Genomic DNA, 15,399 nt, shown 5'->3' with positions numbered 1-15,399 from the left:
CGTGGAGTCGCGATCGCTGCCCGTCCCGGACGGGCTCGACGGGACGCGCGTGGATGCAGCGCTGGCCAAGATGCTCGGATTCTCGCGCACCTTCGCCGCTGAGGTCGCCGCCGCGGGCGGTGTCCGCCTCGACGGCGCGGTGCTCGACAAGTCGGATCGGCTGCGCGGCGGGTCGTGGCTCGAGGTCGAGTGGGCGCCCAAGCAGGAGCCGACGATCGTCCCCGTCGAGGTGCCGGAGCTCGGCATCGTCTACGACGACGACGACATCGTCGTGATCGACAAGCCCACCGGTGTCGCAGCGCACCCGTCGCTCGGGTGGGACGGCCCGACCGTGCTCGGCGCTCTCGCCGGCGCGGGCTTCCGGATCGCGACCAGCGGTGCCGCAGAGCGCGCGGGCATCGTGCACCGGCTCGACGTCGGAACCAGCGGCCTGATGGTCGTCGCGAAGTCCGAGTCGGCATACAGCGCCCTCAAGCACGCCTTCAAGGTGCGCACGGTCGAGAAGATCTATCACGCCGTGGTGCAGGGGCATCCCGACCCGCTGGCGGGCACGATCGACGCACCGATCGGGCGCCATCCCAACCACTCGTGGAAGTTCGCGGTCGTCCCCGACGGCAAGCCGTCCGTGACGCACTACGAGACGCGCGAGGCGTTCCCCGGAGCCTCGCTGCTGGAGATCCACCTCGAAACGGGACGCACTCATCAGATCCGCGTGCACATGGCCGCGCACCGGCATCCCTGCGTCGGCGACCCGCTGTACGGCGCCGACCCCACGCTGTCGGCCAGGCTCGGGCTCACCCGGCAGTGGCTGCACGCGCACCGGCTCGCGTTCACGCACCCGACGACGGGGGAGTGGGTGCAGTTCGAGTCACCGTACCCTGCGGACTTCGTGCACGCCCTGGACGTGCTGCGCGGCGACGCCTGAACTCAGAACGAGCTCTCGCAGGCGGCGGCCACGGCGCCGTCGAGCGTGTGGACGAGGAACGCCACGAGTTCGCTGTCGTCGTCGAGGTCGTCGGCGGCGAGGCTGACGAAGACCTCCTCGGCGAAGGAGACCCAGCCGCGCAGGGCCATCCGCACGGCGCGCGAATCGGGGATGCCGAGCTCGCTGAACGCCTCCCTGAGCTGTTCTGCGTTGAACTCGCGGGATTCGTCGACGAGGGCGCGCACGGTCGGGTCCCCGCTGGCGGGGCCGCGGACGAGCGACAGGAACGTTCCGCGATGATCGCGCACGAAGCTGGCGAATCGGCGCAGCGTGTCGTCGATCCGCTCGCGCGGCGCAAGGTCCGCGCGGGGCGCGGTGGCCTGGAGCAGGCTGTCGCGGGCGGTCGTGACGACGGCGCGGTGCATGCCCTGCTTCGAGTCGAAGTAGTGGAACAGCAGCGCCCGTGAGACGCCTGCTCGCCGGGCGAGCTCGTCCATCGAGAGCTCGTCGAGGGGATGGTCGGCGAGGAAGTTGACGCCGACGATCATGAGCTGCGTGCGGCGGTCCTCCGGCGAGAGACGGCTGCGGCGTTCCTCGGGCATCGCCCCAGCCTACCGATCGGAGCGACATGCGGTACCCATATTGACTCTGAGTCAATGAGGGTTATGCTCGTACAGCCGCCGAAGACGACGGCCCGATACAGGAGGATCGATGAAGTTCCCGTCACTCACGAAGTCCCACGCCGGTCGCGTCACCCTGGCAGCGGTGCCCGTCGGCGTCGTCGCAGCAGTCCTCCTCGGCGGAGTCGCGCAGGGCGCGGTCCCCGTCTCGTTCGCCGTGTCCGGCAGCCAGTTCCAGATCTCGGCCAGCCAGCTCGAGGGAACCGGATTCTCGCAGTACGCGGGCGTGGCGAAGGACTCCGAGGGCGGCGAGCACACCGTCGCGATCGCCAACATCAAGAGCGCCACGCTCAGCGACCTGTGCCAGTCCGTCGTCACCGAGACGCCGCTGGGCACCGTCGGAGTGCTCATCAAGGCCGGTGGCGGCGACAAGCCGGCCAGCGCGTCCGACCTGCAGATCGGCATGACGGGTCTGAGGGGCGATGCGTCGTTCGGCAGCATCCGCATCGGCGTCGACGCGTCCACCGTCACGACCGAGGCGAAGGGCAGCGCGGGCGACTTCGCGCAGGACGCCGACACCGTCTCGATCGCCAACCTGCAGCAGACCGCGTGGAGCACGCAGGCTTCGGTCTTCACCCTGACCGGCATGTCGCTCGAGCTGACGGACGGTTCGACTCCGTGCTTCTGACCGAGGCGAATCCTGTGATGACCTCCCGACGCGCCGCGCGGCGTCCCCTGCGCAGGTTCTCGGCGTGGCGCCGCGAACGGCCGTTCGTCGGCGGATTGCTCGTCGCGATCTCGGGCGTGGAGATGTTCTTCTCCGGCCAGCTCGACCTCGGGCACCTGCACGTGCAGATGGGCATCGAGGGGATGCAGGCGACCCTCATCCCCGTCGGCCTGCTGCTGCTCGGCATCCTGTCGATCACCATGCCCGCCCACCACGTGTTCTACGGCGTGCTCTCGCTGGCTGTCGGACTGTACGCGCTGATCGGCGTCAACCTCGGCGGATTCCTGCTGGGCACCATCCTGGCCTGCGTGGGCGGCGTGATCGTGGTCGCATGGATGACTCCTGAAGCGAGGGCTGCGGCTAAGGCGCGCAGCGCGGCGCGGCAGGAGGAACCGCAGGAGGCTGCCGAGTGAGGCGCCGCCGACTGCGCGCGGCGGCCGTCGTCGCGGCGCTGCTGGTCGCCGCGCCGCTCGCCGTGAACGCCGCCCCGGCGCCGCGGCACACCGGCTTCTGCGATTCGTTCCTGTCGTTCCTGTGCCCCAAGGACGACCCGGCACCGGGTGAGACGACTCCGCCGCCGACCACGGAGGAGCCGGAGGAGCCCGGCATCGTGGACGAGCTGCTGCCTGGTGACGATGCATCCGACGAGGAGTCGGGCGCCGAGAAGCCCGACGCGGACGAGAAGGACGCCGACAAGGATCCCGTTCCGGCGCCCGTCGACGACGGGGCTCCGGTGTTCACCGGGACTCCGGCGTCCATGGGCGCGGGCGGGCTGTCGTTCACGGGGCTGCGCGGTATCAGCATCGTCAGCGTGCCGACGGTCGACGGCGGCACCGTCCGCGCGTTGAAGATCGAGGCCGACTCGATCACGATCGACGGGTTCTCGTTGACCGTGCGCCCGCCCGACGGACCGGGCCTCGTCACCACGGCGGACACGATGTCGCTGAAGGGTCACGTCTCCGTCTATCTCGGCTCGGTCACGGCGACGACCCTCGGCGGTGAGGGGATCACCCTCGGGCTCGACACGCCGCCCGCGCTCGGAGACGTCGAGCCGGGGCTGCTGAAGGTCTCGATGGGCCTCGTCGGCTCGATCGCCGACTCGATCCACTACACGAACACCGATCAGAACATCGTCCATCCCTGAGTGCGGCGGATGCCGATGTCCGCGGCATCCGTCACACTGGGCGGCATGGGCATCCAGGTGCGACCTGCCACCGAGTTCGACGACGTCGCCGCGCTCGTCGGGCCGAAGAAGCCGACGTCGAACGTGTGCTTCTGTCTGAGCTACCGGCTCTCGTCGACCGAGAACAACGCCCTGCGCGGGCCCGAGCGCGCTGACAAGGTCCGCGAGCTGTGCCGGCAGGACCCGCCGCCCGGTGTGCTCGCGTACCTGGACGACGAGCCGGTCGGATGGGCGGCGCTGCAGCCGCGGCGGAGCACGGGCTTCGCCACGAACCGGCGCATCCCGCACGTCGACGATCTGGACGTGTGGTCGCTGTGGTGCATCAGAGTAAGACCGGGGCACCGTAGACAGGGCATCTCGCACGCCCTCGTCGAAGGAGCGGTCGAATACGCGCGCGAAAGGGGTGCGCCGGCCGTGGAGGCCTATCCCGTCGACAACCGCGGCGAGAAGGTCGACCTGACGATGGCGTACGTCGGCACCAAGGCGATGTTCGAGAAGGCGGGCTTCGTGCAGGCATCCGAGACCCGGTCGGTGCTCAACGGGTTCCCCCGCGTGATCATGCGGCTCGACCTGCGGAAGAATTCGTGAACCGGATTCATCGCGGCGGGCAATACACAGTGTGAGCACAGACAGCGAGATCATCCGACGGTCGCTCGACGAGCCGGGAGCGTTCTCCCAGATCTTCGAGCGGCACGTGCGCGCCGTGGGCGGATACATCCGACGGCGCGTCGGGCAGGATGCCGTCGAGGACGTCCTCAGCGAGACGTTCCTCGTCGCTTTCCGCCGTCGGGGCAGCTTCGATCACGTGTGGGAATCCGCACGGCCCTGGCTGCTCGGGATCGCGACGCGGCTCGTGCGCAGTCACCGGGCGATGGAGGCCAGGCAGTGGCGGGCCTTCCAGGCATCTGCGGGTGCCGGGGAGGCCGGCGGACTGCCGCACGACGAGGCCGATGAGCACCTCGATGCGCAGGCCGCCCTGCGAGAACTCGCGCCGCGCATCGCTGCGCTGTCGGTCAAGGATCGCGACACCCTGCTGCTGTACGCCTGGGGGGATCTGACGTACGAACAGGTGGCGGCGGCCCTCGGCGTTCCGGTGGGAACCGTGAGATCGCGGTTGAACCGCGTCCGCCGCAGGCTCGCACCTCCCGGATCGCACTCCGCGACCCGGCTGACATGGATGGCGATGGAGGAGAGCTGAGATGGACGTTATCGACGTGGTTCGAGCGGCGGCGCCTGAGTCCGCCGTCCAGGAATCCGATGTCGCCGCCGCGCGGCACCGGCTGATGGCCGAAGTGCGGTCCCGACCGCGTGCGGTGCGCACGCGACGTCGGCGCTGGGCGTGGGCCGGTGGGCTCGTCGGGGCGGGAGCCGCCGTCGCGGTCGCCGCCACCGTGATCACCAACCTCGCCCCGGTCGACCCGGGGGACCCCGGTGCGCCGCCGGTGCTGGTACCTGCACCCGCCTCGGCAGCCGAGGTCCTCGAGCGCGCCGCCGAGCGCACGGCGGGGGCCGACGACCTGACGCTGTCCGCCGGGCAGTACTTGCGCATCGAGCAGACCGATTCCTTCCTGAATTTCGCGATGCCGGATGCCGCGACCGGCGAACTCATGCCGATGGGCACCCGTGAGGACGCCGAGGCCGCATTCGTGACGACCCGCACATCGGACCTCTACGTCCCCGCGGATCGCGAGGACGAGTGGGTGTGGGACCTGCGCGCGCCCTGGACGGTCGGCGACCGATGGGGGGAGAACGCGGACGACGCCGTGCGCACCTGGGAGCGCCTGCAGCAGGAGGGCTCGAGCACGCCGGACCTGTGGCGGCTGCCGGGCGGCCGTGATCCGAACAACACCGAGAGCGGCGACGCGACCCTGGACGGGCGCGAGGACTTCGACGACATGCCGGGCGACCCGCAGGCGCTGCTGGACTGGTTCCGCGCGAACAGCGGGGTGAGCGGCGCGGAGGCCGATGCGGCGGCGGTGTGGACGATGAGCAGCACGCTCAGCACGTCCCTGGCTCCGGCGGATCTGCGTGCCGCGATGTTCGAGGCGCTGGCACTCGTCGACGGCATGCACGTCGACGATCCTGCGGCCGATGTCGCCACGTTCACATACGCGGTCACCGGTGACGGCTGGAGTCGTACGACCACGTTCGAGCTGGACACGCAGCGGTCGCTGATCACGCAGCTCAGCGACACGGTCCTTCCGGAGGGCGACTCGATCGTGCCGCAGGACGTCCCGGACGAGCACCGCGTGGTGCGGGTGAGCGTGGTCGACGAGGCTCCCTGACGCCGGCGTCCGGGGCCCGACGTAGACTCGAACCGTGGCATCCGACTCCTTCGTACATCTTCACGTTCACAGCGAGTACTCGATGCTGGACGGTGCTGCGAAGATCAACGCGATGACGCAGGCGGCCGCCGATTACGGCATGCCGGCGATCGCCGTCACCGATCACGGCAACACCTTCGCGGCCTTCGAGTTCTACAACGCGGCGCGCAACGCCGGCGTCAAGCCGATCGTCGGGCTCGAAGCGTACGTGACCCCTGGCACGCACCGCAGCGACAAGTCCCGCGTCGCGTGGGGATCACCCGATCAGAAGAGCGACGACGTCTCGGGCTCCGGCGCCTACACGCACACCACGATGTGGAGCCAGACCACGGAGGGCATGCACAACCTCTTCCGGTTGAGCTCGCTCTCGAGCATCGAGGGCTACTACTTCAAGCCCCGCATGGATCGCGAACTCCTGCAGCAGTACTCGAAGGGCCTGATCGCGACGACGGGCTGCCCGTCGGGTGAGATCCAGACCAGGCTCCGCCTCGGTCAGTACGACGCCGCGCGCGCGGCGGCGGCCGAGTTCCAGGACATCTTCGGCAAGGAGAACTACTTCGCCGAGATCATGGACCACGGTCTGTCGATCGAACGGCGCGTGATCAGCGACCTGCTGAAGATCTCCAAGGACCTCGGCATCCCTCTGGTGGCGACGAACGACTCGCACTACACGCATCAGCACGAGGCCGACGCGCATGCGGCGCTGCTGTGCGTGCAGTCCGGGTCGACCATGGACGACCCGAACCGCTTCAAGTTCGACGGCGACGGCTACTACATCAAGACGGCGCAGGAGATGCGCCAGCTCTTCCGCGACCACCCCGAGGCCTGCGACAACACCCTGCTCATCGCCGAGCGGTGCGAGGTCGAGTTCAACACCTCGGCGAACTACATGCCCCGCTTCCCGGTGCCAGACGGCGAGACCGAGGACAGCTGGCTCATCAAGGAGGTCGAGGCGGGGCTGCACTACCGGTACCCGAACGGCATCCCCGACAAGGTCCGCAAGCAGGCCGAGTACGAGGTCGGGATCATCCTGCAGATGGGCTTCCCCGGCTACTTCCTCGTCGTCGCCGACTTCATCAACTGGGCCAAGGACCACGGCATCCGCGTGGGCCCCGGGCGCGGGTCGGGTGCCGGCTCCATGGTCGCGTACGCCATGAAGATCACCGACCTCGACCCCCTCGAGCACGGTCTCATCTTCGAGCGCTTCCTCAACCCCGACCGCGTCTCCATGCCTGACTTCGACGTCGACTTCGACGACCGTCGCCGCGGCGAGGTCATCGAGTACGTCACCGAGAAGTACGGATCCGAGCGCGTCGCGCAGATCGTCACCTACGGCACCATCAAGTCGAAGCAGGCGCTCAAGGACGCCGGCCGCGTCCTCGGGTTCCCCTTCAGCATGGGGGAGCGCCTGACCAAGGCCATGCCCCCGGCCGTGATGGGCAAGGACATGCCCCTGGACGGCATGTTCGACTCGGCGCACCCGCGCTACAAGGAGGCCAGCGAGTTCCGCGCCCTCATCGAGACCGATCCCGAGGCGAAGACGGTGTTCGACCGCGCGCTCGGTCTCGAGGGGCTGAAGCGTCAGTGGGGTGTGCACGCGGCCGGCGTCATCATGTCGTCCGAGCCCCTGCTCGACATCATCCCGATCATGCGCCGCGAGCAGGACGGCCAGATCGTCACGCAGTTCGACTACCCGTCGTGCGAGTCGCTGGGCCTCATCAAGATGGACTTCCTGGGGCTGCGGAACCTCACGATCATCTCGGACGCCCTCGACAACATCCGCATGAACCGCGGCGAGGAGGTCGACCTCGAGCACCTCGAGCTCGACGACCGCGCCGTCTACGACCTGCTCGCCCGTGGCGACACGCTCGGCGTCTTCCAGCTCGACAGCCCGCCGCTGCGGTCGCTGATGCGCCTGATGAAGCCCGACAACTTCGGCGACATCTCGGCCCTCATCGCCCTGTACCGCCCGGGTCCGATGGGTGCGAACTCGCACACGAACTACGCGCTGCGCAAGAACGGCCACCAGGAGATCTCGCCGATCCATCCCGAACTCGCGGAGCCGCTCGCCGACATCCTCGAGGAGTCGTACGGCCTGATCATCTATCAGGAGCAGGTCATGGCGATCGCGCAGAAGGTCGCCGGCTTCAGCCTCGGTCAAGCAGACATCCTGCGCCGCGCCATGGGCAAGAAGAAGAAGTCCGAACTCGACAAGCAGTACGAGGGCTTCTCGGGCGGCATGAAGGAGCGCGGCTACGGCGAGGCGGCGATCAAGGCGCTGTGGGACATCCTGCTGCCCTTCTCGGACTACGCCTTCAACAAAGCGCACTCGGCCGCCTACGGTCTCGTCTCGTACTGGACGGCGTACCTCAAGGCGCATTACCCCGCCGAGTACATGGCGGCGCTGCTCACGAGCGTCGGCGACTCCAAGGACAAGATGGCGATCTACCTCAACGAGTGCCGTCGCATGGGCATCCGAGTGCTCCCGCCCGACGTCCGCGAGTCGATCAACTTCTTCGCGGCCGTCGGCGAGGACATCCGCTTCGGCCTCGGTGCGGTGCGCAACGTCGGCAGCAACGTCGTCGACGGGATCGTGACGTCGCGCGAGAAGGAGAACTTCGCGTCCTTCCACGACTTCCTCAAGAAGGTCCCGCTGCACGTCTCGAACAAGCGCACGGTCGAGTCTCTGATCAAGGCGGGCGCGTTCGACTCGATGGGCGACACGCGCCGTGCGCTCATGGAGATCCATGAGGATGCGACCGAGGCCGCCGTCGACCAGAAGCGCAACGAGGCCCAGGGCGCGATCGGCTTCGACTTCGACAGCCTGTACGACGCGCACGAAGAGGCGCCACCCGCCAAGGTCCCCGACCGTCCGGAGTGGACCAAGAAGGACAAGCTCGCGTTCGAGCGCGAGATGCTCGGCCTGTACGTGTCCGACCACCCTCTCGCTGGCCTCGAGGTGCCGCTCGCGAAGCACGCGTCGATCTCGATCCACAACCTGCTCGCGTCGGAAGACCTGCAGGACGGCGATCAGGTCACAGTCGCGGGTCTCGTGACGAGCGTGCAGCACCGCGTCGCCAAGGCCAGCGGCAACCCGTACGGCATGATCACGGTCGAGGACTTCAACGGCGAGGTCACGATCATGTTCATGGGCAAGACCTACACCGAGTTCCAGCACGTGCTGCAGCAGGATGCGATCCTCGCCGTCCGCGGCCGTGTGTCGCGGCGCGATGACGGCCTGAACCTGCACGCGCAGTCGGCGTTCGCCCCCGACGTCGGATCGTTCGACGCGGCGGGTCCGCTCTCGCTGCTCCTCGCCGAGCAGCGCGCGACCGAGCACGTCATGAACGAGCTCGCCGAGGTCCTCCGCCGCCACAACGGCGAGACCGAGGTGATCCTCCGGGTGCACCGCGGACAGACGGCGAAGGTGTTCGACGTGCCGATGCCCGTCAAGGTGTCCGCAGACCTGTTCGGCGACCTCAAGTCGTTGCTCGGTCCCGCCTGCCTCGGGTGAGTCTGGCAGCCCGAACGGGCAGGTCTGCCCCGGGTGGGACTCGGCGGCCTCGGGTAGGGTAGGGACTCATGAGTACGGACGCACCTGAAGAGCTGTTCTCCGAGGACGATGGCGTGCTCTACGCCGAACAGGTCGTGCCTCAGCACGGCATCCTCGGCTTCACCCTGCGCGAGCTGCTCATCGTGATCGCGTGGGCGCTCATGCTGGTCGTGTCTTTCTTCCCGCTGTACGCGGAGCTCGGCTCGGGCACGATCTGGAATCAGGGGATCTCCTGGCTGCTGCCGGTGGGTCTGCCGACGGCGGCCGCCTTCCTCCTCGTGCTGCGCCGATTCTCGCCGGAGGGCATCCGGCGCGTCGGGTCGCTGGGCGTCGACCAGTTCGCCTCCGTCGCCTTCGCCGTCGCGGCGGTCTACTGGGCCGATCGCACGTGGGTGATGCTCTCTGCGGTCCTGCTGCCAGGCGACTACGTCTTCAGCTGGGTGGTCATCGCCGAGCTGATCCTCGCTCTGGCCCTCGTCCTGCTCACCGTCTTCGCACCTTTCATCCCCGGCATCCGCGATGACTTCCGGGGCCGGCTCATCACGCTCGCCCACAGCAACGCGAACCCGGCCCGGCCCGTCGCGCGGCACACCCGCCCCGAGCCTGCGGCGGTCGCGGCCGCATCGGTCGCGCCGGGCGATGAGGAGCCCGCCGACCGCACCCGCCAGAACACGATCATCACGGACGACTACGAGGACGAGGATGACGAGGCGGATGCCGTCATCGCCGAGCTCGTGGACGACATCGACGTCGACGAGATCACGCACGAGCGGGAAGAGCCCGCGGCGAGCATCTCGCTGACCGATCACGCGGCCGGAGGCGAGCCCGGGTCATCGCCGCAGCTCGACGACGACTACGTGCCCGGGTACGCCCGCACCGCGACCGATCAGGCGGATGCACCGGAGCCGGACCAGTTCCAGCCGTTCTGGGCGCTGGCCCCGACCGAGCGCGACGTGTTCGACGAGCGGGGAGAGCCGTTGTTCCGCATCGGCCCCGACGCGTGGGCCCTCGTCATCGAGGACCGCGGCGGCGCCTACGTCGTGCGGCACGACGACGGCCGCATCGGCTTCCTGCACGACATCGCAGACATCACGAAGGGCTGACGTGCGCACCATCGATCTGCGGGGGCGCGAGCTCTCGCCGGCGGACATGCTCGCCGCCGTGCCGCGCGCCGCCCAGGCGCGCGCGGAAGCGCTCGAGACCGCGGCGCGGATCGTCGAGGACGTCCGCACCGCAGGCGAGACGGCCCTGCGCGCTCAGGCCGAGAAGTTCGACCGGGTCACCGGGCACGAGATCCGCGTGCCGGCCGAGCACATCCAGGATGCCGTCGCCGCGCTGACGCCTGAGATCCGCGCAGCCCTCGACGAGGCGATCACTCGCGTGCGGCAGGCATCCGCCGCGCAGGTCCCGGAGTCCCGAGTCACCCGGATCGGGCCCGGAGCGCGGATCACCCAGCGCTGGCAGCCGGTCGGCCGCGTCGGCGTGTACATCCCCGGCGGCAAAGCCGTGTACCCGTCGAGCGTCATCATGAACGTCGTCCCGGCACAGGTGGCAGGGGTCCAGCAGATCGCTCTCGCCTCTCCTCCGCAGCAGGATCAGGGCGGTCGCATCCACCCGGTGATCCTGGCCGCGGCGGGCCTCCTCGGCATCACCGAGGTGTACGCGATGGGCGGGGCAGGAGCCATCGGCGCCTTCGCCCACGGCGTGGTGGACCTCGATCTCGACCCGGTGGACGTGGTGTCCGGACCCGGCAACAACTACGTCGCCTCCGCCAAGCGCGCCGTCGCGGGCGTCGTCGGAACCGACTCGGAGGCCGGTGCGACCGAGATCCTGGTCGTGGCCGACGGCACAGCCGATGCGCGCCTCATCGCCGCCGACCTCGTCAGCCAGGCCGAGCACGACGAGCAGGCCTCGGCCATGCTCGTCACCGACGACGCGGACCTCGCCGAGCGCGTCGCCGCCGAGGCGGAGATCCTCGCGTCATCCACCGCGCACTCCGAACGCGTCGGCGTCTCGCTGAGCGGGGAGCAGTCGGCGATCGTCCTCGTCGACGACCGCGCGATGGCCACGGCCTTCAGCAACGCGTACGCTCCGGAGCACCTCGAACTGCACCTCGAGGACGCCGAGGAGGCGGCAGCCGCGTTCACGAGTGCCGGCGCGATCTTCGTGGGCGACCAGACTCCGGTCAGCCTCGGCGACTACATGGCCGGCAGCAATCACGTGCTGCCCACGGGGGGCCAGGCGCGCTACGCGCCGGGTCTCGGGGCCTACACGTTCCTGCGCCCGCAGCAGGTCATCTCCTATGACCACGCGGCACTGGCCGAGGTCCGCGCCGGGGTCGTCGCACTCGCGAACGCCGAGGTCCTCCCGGCGCACGGCGAGGCGATCGAAGCGCGCTTCCAGGAAGGCGACGACGCAGCGGCTACGCTGTAACACCATGCACTGCCCGTTCTGCCGACACCCCGACTCCCGCGTGATCGATTCGCGAACCAGCGATGACGGACTGTCGATCCGCAGGCGCAGGCAGTGCCCGGAGTGCGGAGGCCGCTTCACGACGACCGAGACGGCCAGCCTCAGCGTCATCAAGCGCAGCGGCGTCATGGAGCCGTTCAGCCGCGACAAGGTGATCTCCGGCGTGCGCAAGGCGTGCCAGGGGCGGCCGGTGACGGAGGCGGACCTCGCCGTCCTCGCCCAGAGGGTCGAGGAGGCCGTCCGCCAGACCGGCGTCTCGCAGCTGGACGCCAACGAGATCGGCCTTGCGATCCTCGGGCCCCTGCGCGATCTCGACGAGGTCGCCTACCTGCGCTTCGCCAGCGTCTATCAGGCGTTCGACTCCCTCGAGGACTTCGAGACCGCGATCGGCGAGCTGCGGGCCGACCACGCCGCGTCGGAGCAGGCCGGAGCCGACCGGTAATCTGGCAGGGATGTATCCCCTCCTCTTCCGCACCGTCCTCTCGCGCTTCGATCCGGAGTTCGCCCACCACGCCGGCATGGCCGTCATCCGCGTGCTCGGCCTGCCGCCGTTCTCCTGGGTGACGCGGGCGCTGTGCGCGCCGTCCCCGGATCAGCGCGTCGAGACGCTCGGGCTCACGTTCGACTCGCCGTTCGGTGTGGCCGCCGGGTTCGACAAGAACGCCGTCGGCGTCCGCGGGCTCGCCGCCCTCGGCTTCGGACACGTCGAGGTCGGCACGGTCACGGCGATCCCGCAGGACGGCAACCCCAAGCCCCGACTGTTCCGTCTCGTGCCCGATCGTGCGGTCATCAACCGGATGGGATTCAACAACGCCGGTGCCGATGCCGCGGCGAAGCGCCTGACGAAGCTGCGCCGTCGCCGCCCTGCGACGATCGTCGGCGCGAACATCGGCAAGAGCAGGGTCGTCGACGTCGAGAACGCCACGGCCGACTACGTCGCCAGCGCCACCCGGCTCGCGCCCCTCGCGGACTACCTCGCCGTCAACGTCTCGTCACCCAACACGCCGGGCCTGCGGGGCCTGCAGGCCGTCGAGACTCTCGCGCCCCTGCTCCGTGCGGTGAAGGATGCCGCCGGCACCACGCCGCTGCTCGTCAAGATCGCACCCGATCTGCCCGATGACGAGATCGCCGCGATCGCGCGCCTCGCCGTCGCCGAGGGGCTCGGCGGCATCATCGCCCACAACACGACGATCGGTCGTGAGGGGCTGAGCACTCCGGTGGACGTCGTCGAGGCGGCCGGAGCGGGCGGACTCTCGGGAGCGCCGCTGCGCGAGCGGTCCCTGCAGGTGCTCCGCGTCGTGCGTGCGGCGGTTCCCGACGACTTCTGCGTGATCTCCGTCGGGGGAGTGGAGACGGCATCCGACGTGCGCGAGCGCATGGATGCCGGTGCCACGCTGGTGCAGGGCTACACGGCGTTCCTGTACCGCGGCCCGCTGTGGGCGCGTCAGATCAATCGCGGACTGCGTCGCGTCAGCGCCTGAGCCGGCGGACCGGTCCCTGACACTTCGACAGGCTCAGCGACCGGGACGGGTCAAGCCGGGTACTGGCCGCGCTTGACCTGAGGCTTCGGCAGGCGCATGAAGCGCATCTGCAGCGACCGCATCGCCGCATACCAGCCGAGGCCCTTCTCGAGCCGGTCCTTCCCGAACTTCACCGCGGCCTTCTTCTTGACGCGGGCGGCGAGGAGGACCATGTCGAGCACGGCGATGATGATGAACACCCACAGGCCGACGAACGCGTAGAACGAGAACGTGGGGTCGGGCACGAGGGAGATGAGGATCACGATCACCATCAGGGCCATGACCCACTCGGAGGCGTGCCACCCGGCATCCACGTAGTCGCGGACCCAGCGCCGCTGGGGGCCCTTGTCGCGCGGCGGGAGGTACTTGTCCTCACCGGCGGCCATACCGGCCTGCGCGCGCTCGCGCTGCTCGCGCAGCTGGACACGTGCGGCGGCCTTCGCCTCCTTCGTGTTCGCGACCAGCGGGCGACGGCGAGCAGCGACCTGCTCGGCGCGGCTCGGGGTCGGTCGACCCTTGCCGACCGCCGGCGTCTCGGCGGACTCGTCGTTCGTCGATGGGGTGCTAGCGGCCACGGGGCTCCTCGGCTCGAATCGGGGTGAAGCCTTAAGATTACTCGCATGACCGCAGAGCACGCTCCCAGCTCCGAGCAGCCCGAATCCGACCCGTCCGTCGAATCCGCCGTCGCCGACGCGGTGGCACTGGGGATCCCCGCTGCACTCGCCGATCTCGGCGACCTGGTGCGGATCCCCGGCATCGCCTGGCCGTCCTTCGACCAGACCCAGCTCCAGCGCAGCGCCGAGCGCGTGGCGGAGCTCGCCGAGGGCACGGGCGTCTTCGACGAGGTGCGCGTCCTGCGAGCGGCGATTCCCGGCACCGACGAGTTCGGGCAGCCGGCGGTGCTCGCCACCCGCGCCGCCCGAGGCGGCAAGCCGACGATCCTGCTCTACGCGCACCACGACGTGCAGCCTCCGGGCGATGACGCGCTGTGGAAGACGCCGCCGTTCGAGCCGACGGTCCGTGACGGACGCCTGTACGGGCGCGGCGCAGCGGACGACAAGGCCGGCATCATGACCCACATGGCGGCGCTCCGGGCCGTCCGCGAGGTGCTCGGCGACGATCTCGACCTCGGGGTGTCGCTGTTCATCGAGGGGGAGGAGGAGTACGGCTCCCGCTCCTTCGCCCAGTTCCTCAGCGACAACGCGGACGCGCTGCGTGCGGACGCCATCGTCGTCGCGGACTCGGGCAACTGGGACTCGACCACTCCGGGACTCACGGTCTCGCTGCGCGGCAACGCCCGCTTCACCATGAAGGTGCGCACCCTCGACCACGCCTCGCACTCGGGGATGTTCGGAGGCGCCGTGCCCGACGCCATGATGGCCACCGTGCGGCTGCTCTCCACCCTGTGGGACGAGGACGGCGCCGTCGCTGTCGAGGGGATGACCGAGCGCGACGCGCCGACCCCCGAGTACACCGAGGAGACGCTCCGCGACGAGGCCGGCCTCCTGCCCGGCACGACGCCGATCGGTCGTGACAGCATCCTCAGCCGGATCTGGAACAAGCCGGCCGTCACGGTCATCGGCATCGACGCCACGAGTGTGGAGTCGGCATCCAACACCCTGCTCCCCGAAGTGACCGTCGTCATCAGCGCTCGCGTCGCGCCCGGTCAGACGGGTGAGGAGGCGTATGCCGCTCTCGAGGAGCACCTGCGCGCGCACGCACCGTTCGGCGCGGAACTCACCTTCTCGGATCTCGACCTCGGCAACGGCTTCCTCGTCGACACGAGCGGGTGGGCCGTGGGCCTGGCCCGCCAGGCGATGGCCGACGGATACGGCGTGGAGCCGGTCGACCTCGGCGTTGGCGGGTCGATCCCGTTCATCGCCGACCTCGTCCGGGAGTTCCCCGAGGCGCAGATCCTCGTCACCGGCGTCGAGGACCCGCACTCGCGGGCGCACAGCCCGAACGAATCCCTGCACCTGGACACTTTCCGCCACGCCGTCGGCACCGAGGCGCTGCTGCTGGCGAGGATGAACGCCGCAGCGCGGTGACCAGGGCCCTCCCGATCCCTCGGCGGT

Annotated in this window: 15 protein-coding genes; 13 read left to right on the top strand and 2 right to left on the bottom strand. The window is 69.5% G+C overall.

The genetic code is table 11. The annotated features are described in order from the left end of the window. The first annotated feature begins 1 nt into the window (after position 1). Complete coding sequence (locus AB0269_RS06520; RefSeq protein WP_366210406.1) at positions 2 to 925, top strand: RluA family pseudouridine synthase; 924 nt, start codon at positions 2 to 4, stop codon at positions 923 to 925. A gap of 2 nt (positions 926 to 927) precedes the next feature. Here the strand turns inward: AB0269_RS06520 and AB0269_RS06515 are convergent, their stop codons facing one another. Continuing rightward, positions 928 to 1,527, bottom strand: coding sequence for a TetR/AcrR family transcriptional regulator (locus tag AB0269_RS06515; protein WP_366210405.1), 600 nt, complete (start codon positions 1,525 to 1,527; stop codon positions 928 to 930). Between the two features lie 109 nt (positions 1,528 to 1,636). Here AB0269_RS06515 and AB0269_RS06510 point away from each other — a divergent pair, with 109 nt between their 5' ends. From AB0269_RS06510 to AB0269_RS06460, 11 genes are all read left to right on the top strand, one after another. Next, positions 1,637 to 2,233 carry a DUF6230 family protein gene (locus AB0269_RS06510; protein ID WP_366210404.1) on the top strand — a complete coding sequence of 199 codons (597 nt, stop codon included), beginning with the start codon at positions 1,637 to 1,639 and terminating at the stop codon, positions 2,231 to 2,233. 17 nt (positions 2,234 to 2,250) lie between these two features. Continuing rightward, positions 2,251 to 2,685: a DUF6114 domain-containing protein gene (locus AB0269_RS06505; RefSeq protein ID WP_366210403.1), complete on the top strand. Its 435-nt coding sequence runs from the start codon at positions 2,251 to 2,253 to the stop codon at positions 2,683 to 2,685. Beyond that, positions 2,682 to 3,416 carry a hypothetical protein gene (locus AB0269_RS06500; protein WP_366210402.1) on the top strand — a complete coding sequence of 245 codons (735 nt, stop codon included), beginning with the start codon at positions 2,682 to 2,684 and terminating at the stop codon, positions 3,414 to 3,416. The genes AB0269_RS06505 and AB0269_RS06500 overlap by 4 nt, the downstream gene beginning before the upstream one ends. Before the next feature lie 45 nt (positions 3,417 to 3,461). Continuing rightward, positions 3,462 to 4,043 carry a GNAT family N-acetyltransferase gene (locus AB0269_RS06495; protein WP_366210519.1) on the top strand — a complete coding sequence of 194 codons (582 nt, stop codon included), beginning with the start codon at positions 3,462 to 3,464 and terminating at the stop codon, positions 4,041 to 4,043. Between the two features lie 31 nt (positions 4,044 to 4,074). Beyond that, complete coding sequence (locus AB0269_RS06490; RefSeq protein ID WP_366210401.1) at positions 4,075 to 4,653, top strand: sigma-70 family RNA polymerase sigma factor; 579 nt, start codon at positions 4,075 to 4,077, stop codon at positions 4,651 to 4,653. Between the two features lies 1 nt (position 4,654). Beyond that, on the top strand, positions 4,655 to 5,740 hold the full coding sequence (locus tag AB0269_RS06485) for a hypothetical protein (protein WP_366210400.1): 1,086 nt from the start codon (positions 4,655 to 4,657) through the stop codon (positions 5,738 to 5,740). A 34-nt stretch (positions 5,741 to 5,774) separates the two neighbouring features. Continuing rightward, positions 5,775 to 9,293 (top strand): DNA polymerase III subunit alpha, encoded by a 3,519-nt coding sequence (gene dnaE / locus AB0269_RS06480; protein WP_366210399.1) that lies wholly within the window; start codon positions 5,775 to 5,777, stop codon positions 9,291 to 9,293. 68 nt (positions 9,294 to 9,361) lie between these two features. Further along, a complete protein-coding gene (locus tag AB0269_RS06475; RefSeq protein WP_366210398.1) occupies positions 9,362 to 10,435 on the top strand; it encodes a hypothetical protein in 1,074 nt (357 codons plus the stop codon). Position 10,436: 1 nt separating this feature from the next. Continuing rightward, on the top strand, positions 10,437 to 11,765 hold the full coding sequence (gene hisD, locus AB0269_RS06470; protein WP_366210397.1) for a histidinol dehydrogenase: 1,329 nt from the start codon (positions 10,437 to 10,439) through the stop codon (positions 11,763 to 11,765). Between the two features lie 4 nt (positions 11,766 to 11,769). Next, entirely contained in the window at positions 11,770 to 12,246 is a 477-nt protein-coding gene (gene nrdR / locus AB0269_RS06465) for a transcriptional regulator NrdR (protein ID WP_366210396.1), read from the top strand. A 10-nt stretch (positions 12,247 to 12,256) separates the two neighbouring features. Continuing rightward, on the top strand, positions 12,257 to 13,285 hold the full coding sequence (locus AB0269_RS06460; protein WP_366210395.1) for a quinone-dependent dihydroorotate dehydrogenase: 1,029 nt from the start codon (positions 12,257 to 12,259) through the stop codon (positions 13,283 to 13,285). A 50-nt stretch (positions 13,286 to 13,335) separates the two neighbouring features. Here the strand turns inward: AB0269_RS06460 and AB0269_RS06455 are convergent, their stop codons facing one another. After that, a complete protein-coding gene (locus AB0269_RS06455) occupies positions 13,336 to 13,899 on the bottom strand; it encodes a DUF3043 domain-containing protein (RefSeq protein WP_366210394.1) in 564 nt (187 codons plus the stop codon). A gap of 45 nt (positions 13,900 to 13,944) precedes the next feature. Here AB0269_RS06455 and AB0269_RS06450 point away from each other — a divergent pair, with 45 nt between their 5' ends. Further along, a complete protein-coding gene (locus AB0269_RS06450) occupies positions 13,945 to 15,372 on the top strand; it encodes a dipeptidase (protein ID WP_366210393.1) in 1,428 nt (475 codons plus the stop codon). Positions 15,373 to 15,399 lie beyond the last annotated feature (27 nt).

Source organism: Microbacterium sp. NPDC077644, from assembly GCF_040702785.1.
Taxonomy (GTDB): domain Bacteria; phylum Actinomycetota; class Actinomycetes; order Actinomycetales; family Microbacteriaceae; genus Microbacterium.
Note: the sequence above shows the minus strand (reverse complement) of the source record. Positions and strands in the feature narration are given on the sequence as shown.

What these genes read in the sequence shown, in the direction of transcription:
- AB0269_RS06495 (WP_366210519.1), top strand. Translation starts at nt 3,462, where the DNA reads ATGGGCATCCAGGTGCGACCTGCCACCGAGTTCGACGACGTCGCCGCG.
- AB0269_RS06450 (WP_366210393.1), top strand. Translation starts at nt 13,945, where the DNA reads ATGACCGCAGAGCACGCTCCCAGCTCCGAGCAGCCCGAATCCGACCCG.
- AB0269_RS06505 (WP_366210403.1), top strand. Translation starts at nt 2,251, where the DNA reads ATGACCTCCCGACGCGCCGCGCGGCGTCCCCTGCGCAGGTTCTCGGCG.
- AB0269_RS06460 (WP_366210395.1), top strand. Translation starts at nt 12,257, where the DNA reads ATGTATCCCCTCCTCTTCCGCACCGTCCTCTCGCGCTTCGATCCGGAG.
- nrdR (WP_366210396.1), top strand. Translation starts at nt 11,770, where the DNA reads ATGCACTGCCCGTTCTGCCGACACCCCGACTCCCGCGTGATCGATTCG.
- AB0269_RS06475 (WP_366210398.1), top strand. Translation starts at nt 9,362, where the DNA reads ATGAGTACGGACGCACCTGAAGAGCTGTTCTCCGAGGACGATGGCGTG.
- AB0269_RS06510 (WP_366210404.1), top strand. Translation starts at nt 1,637, where the DNA reads ATGAAGTTCCCGTCACTCACGAAGTCCCACGCCGGTCGCGTCACCCTG.
- AB0269_RS06515 (WP_366210405.1), bottom strand. Translation starts at nt 1,527, where the DNA reads ATGCCCGAGGAACGCCGCAGCCGTCTCTCGCCGGAGGACCGCCGCACG.
- AB0269_RS06485 (WP_366210400.1), top strand. Translation starts at nt 4,655, where the DNA reads ATGGACGTTATCGACGTGGTTCGAGCGGCGGCGCCTGAGTCCGCCGTC.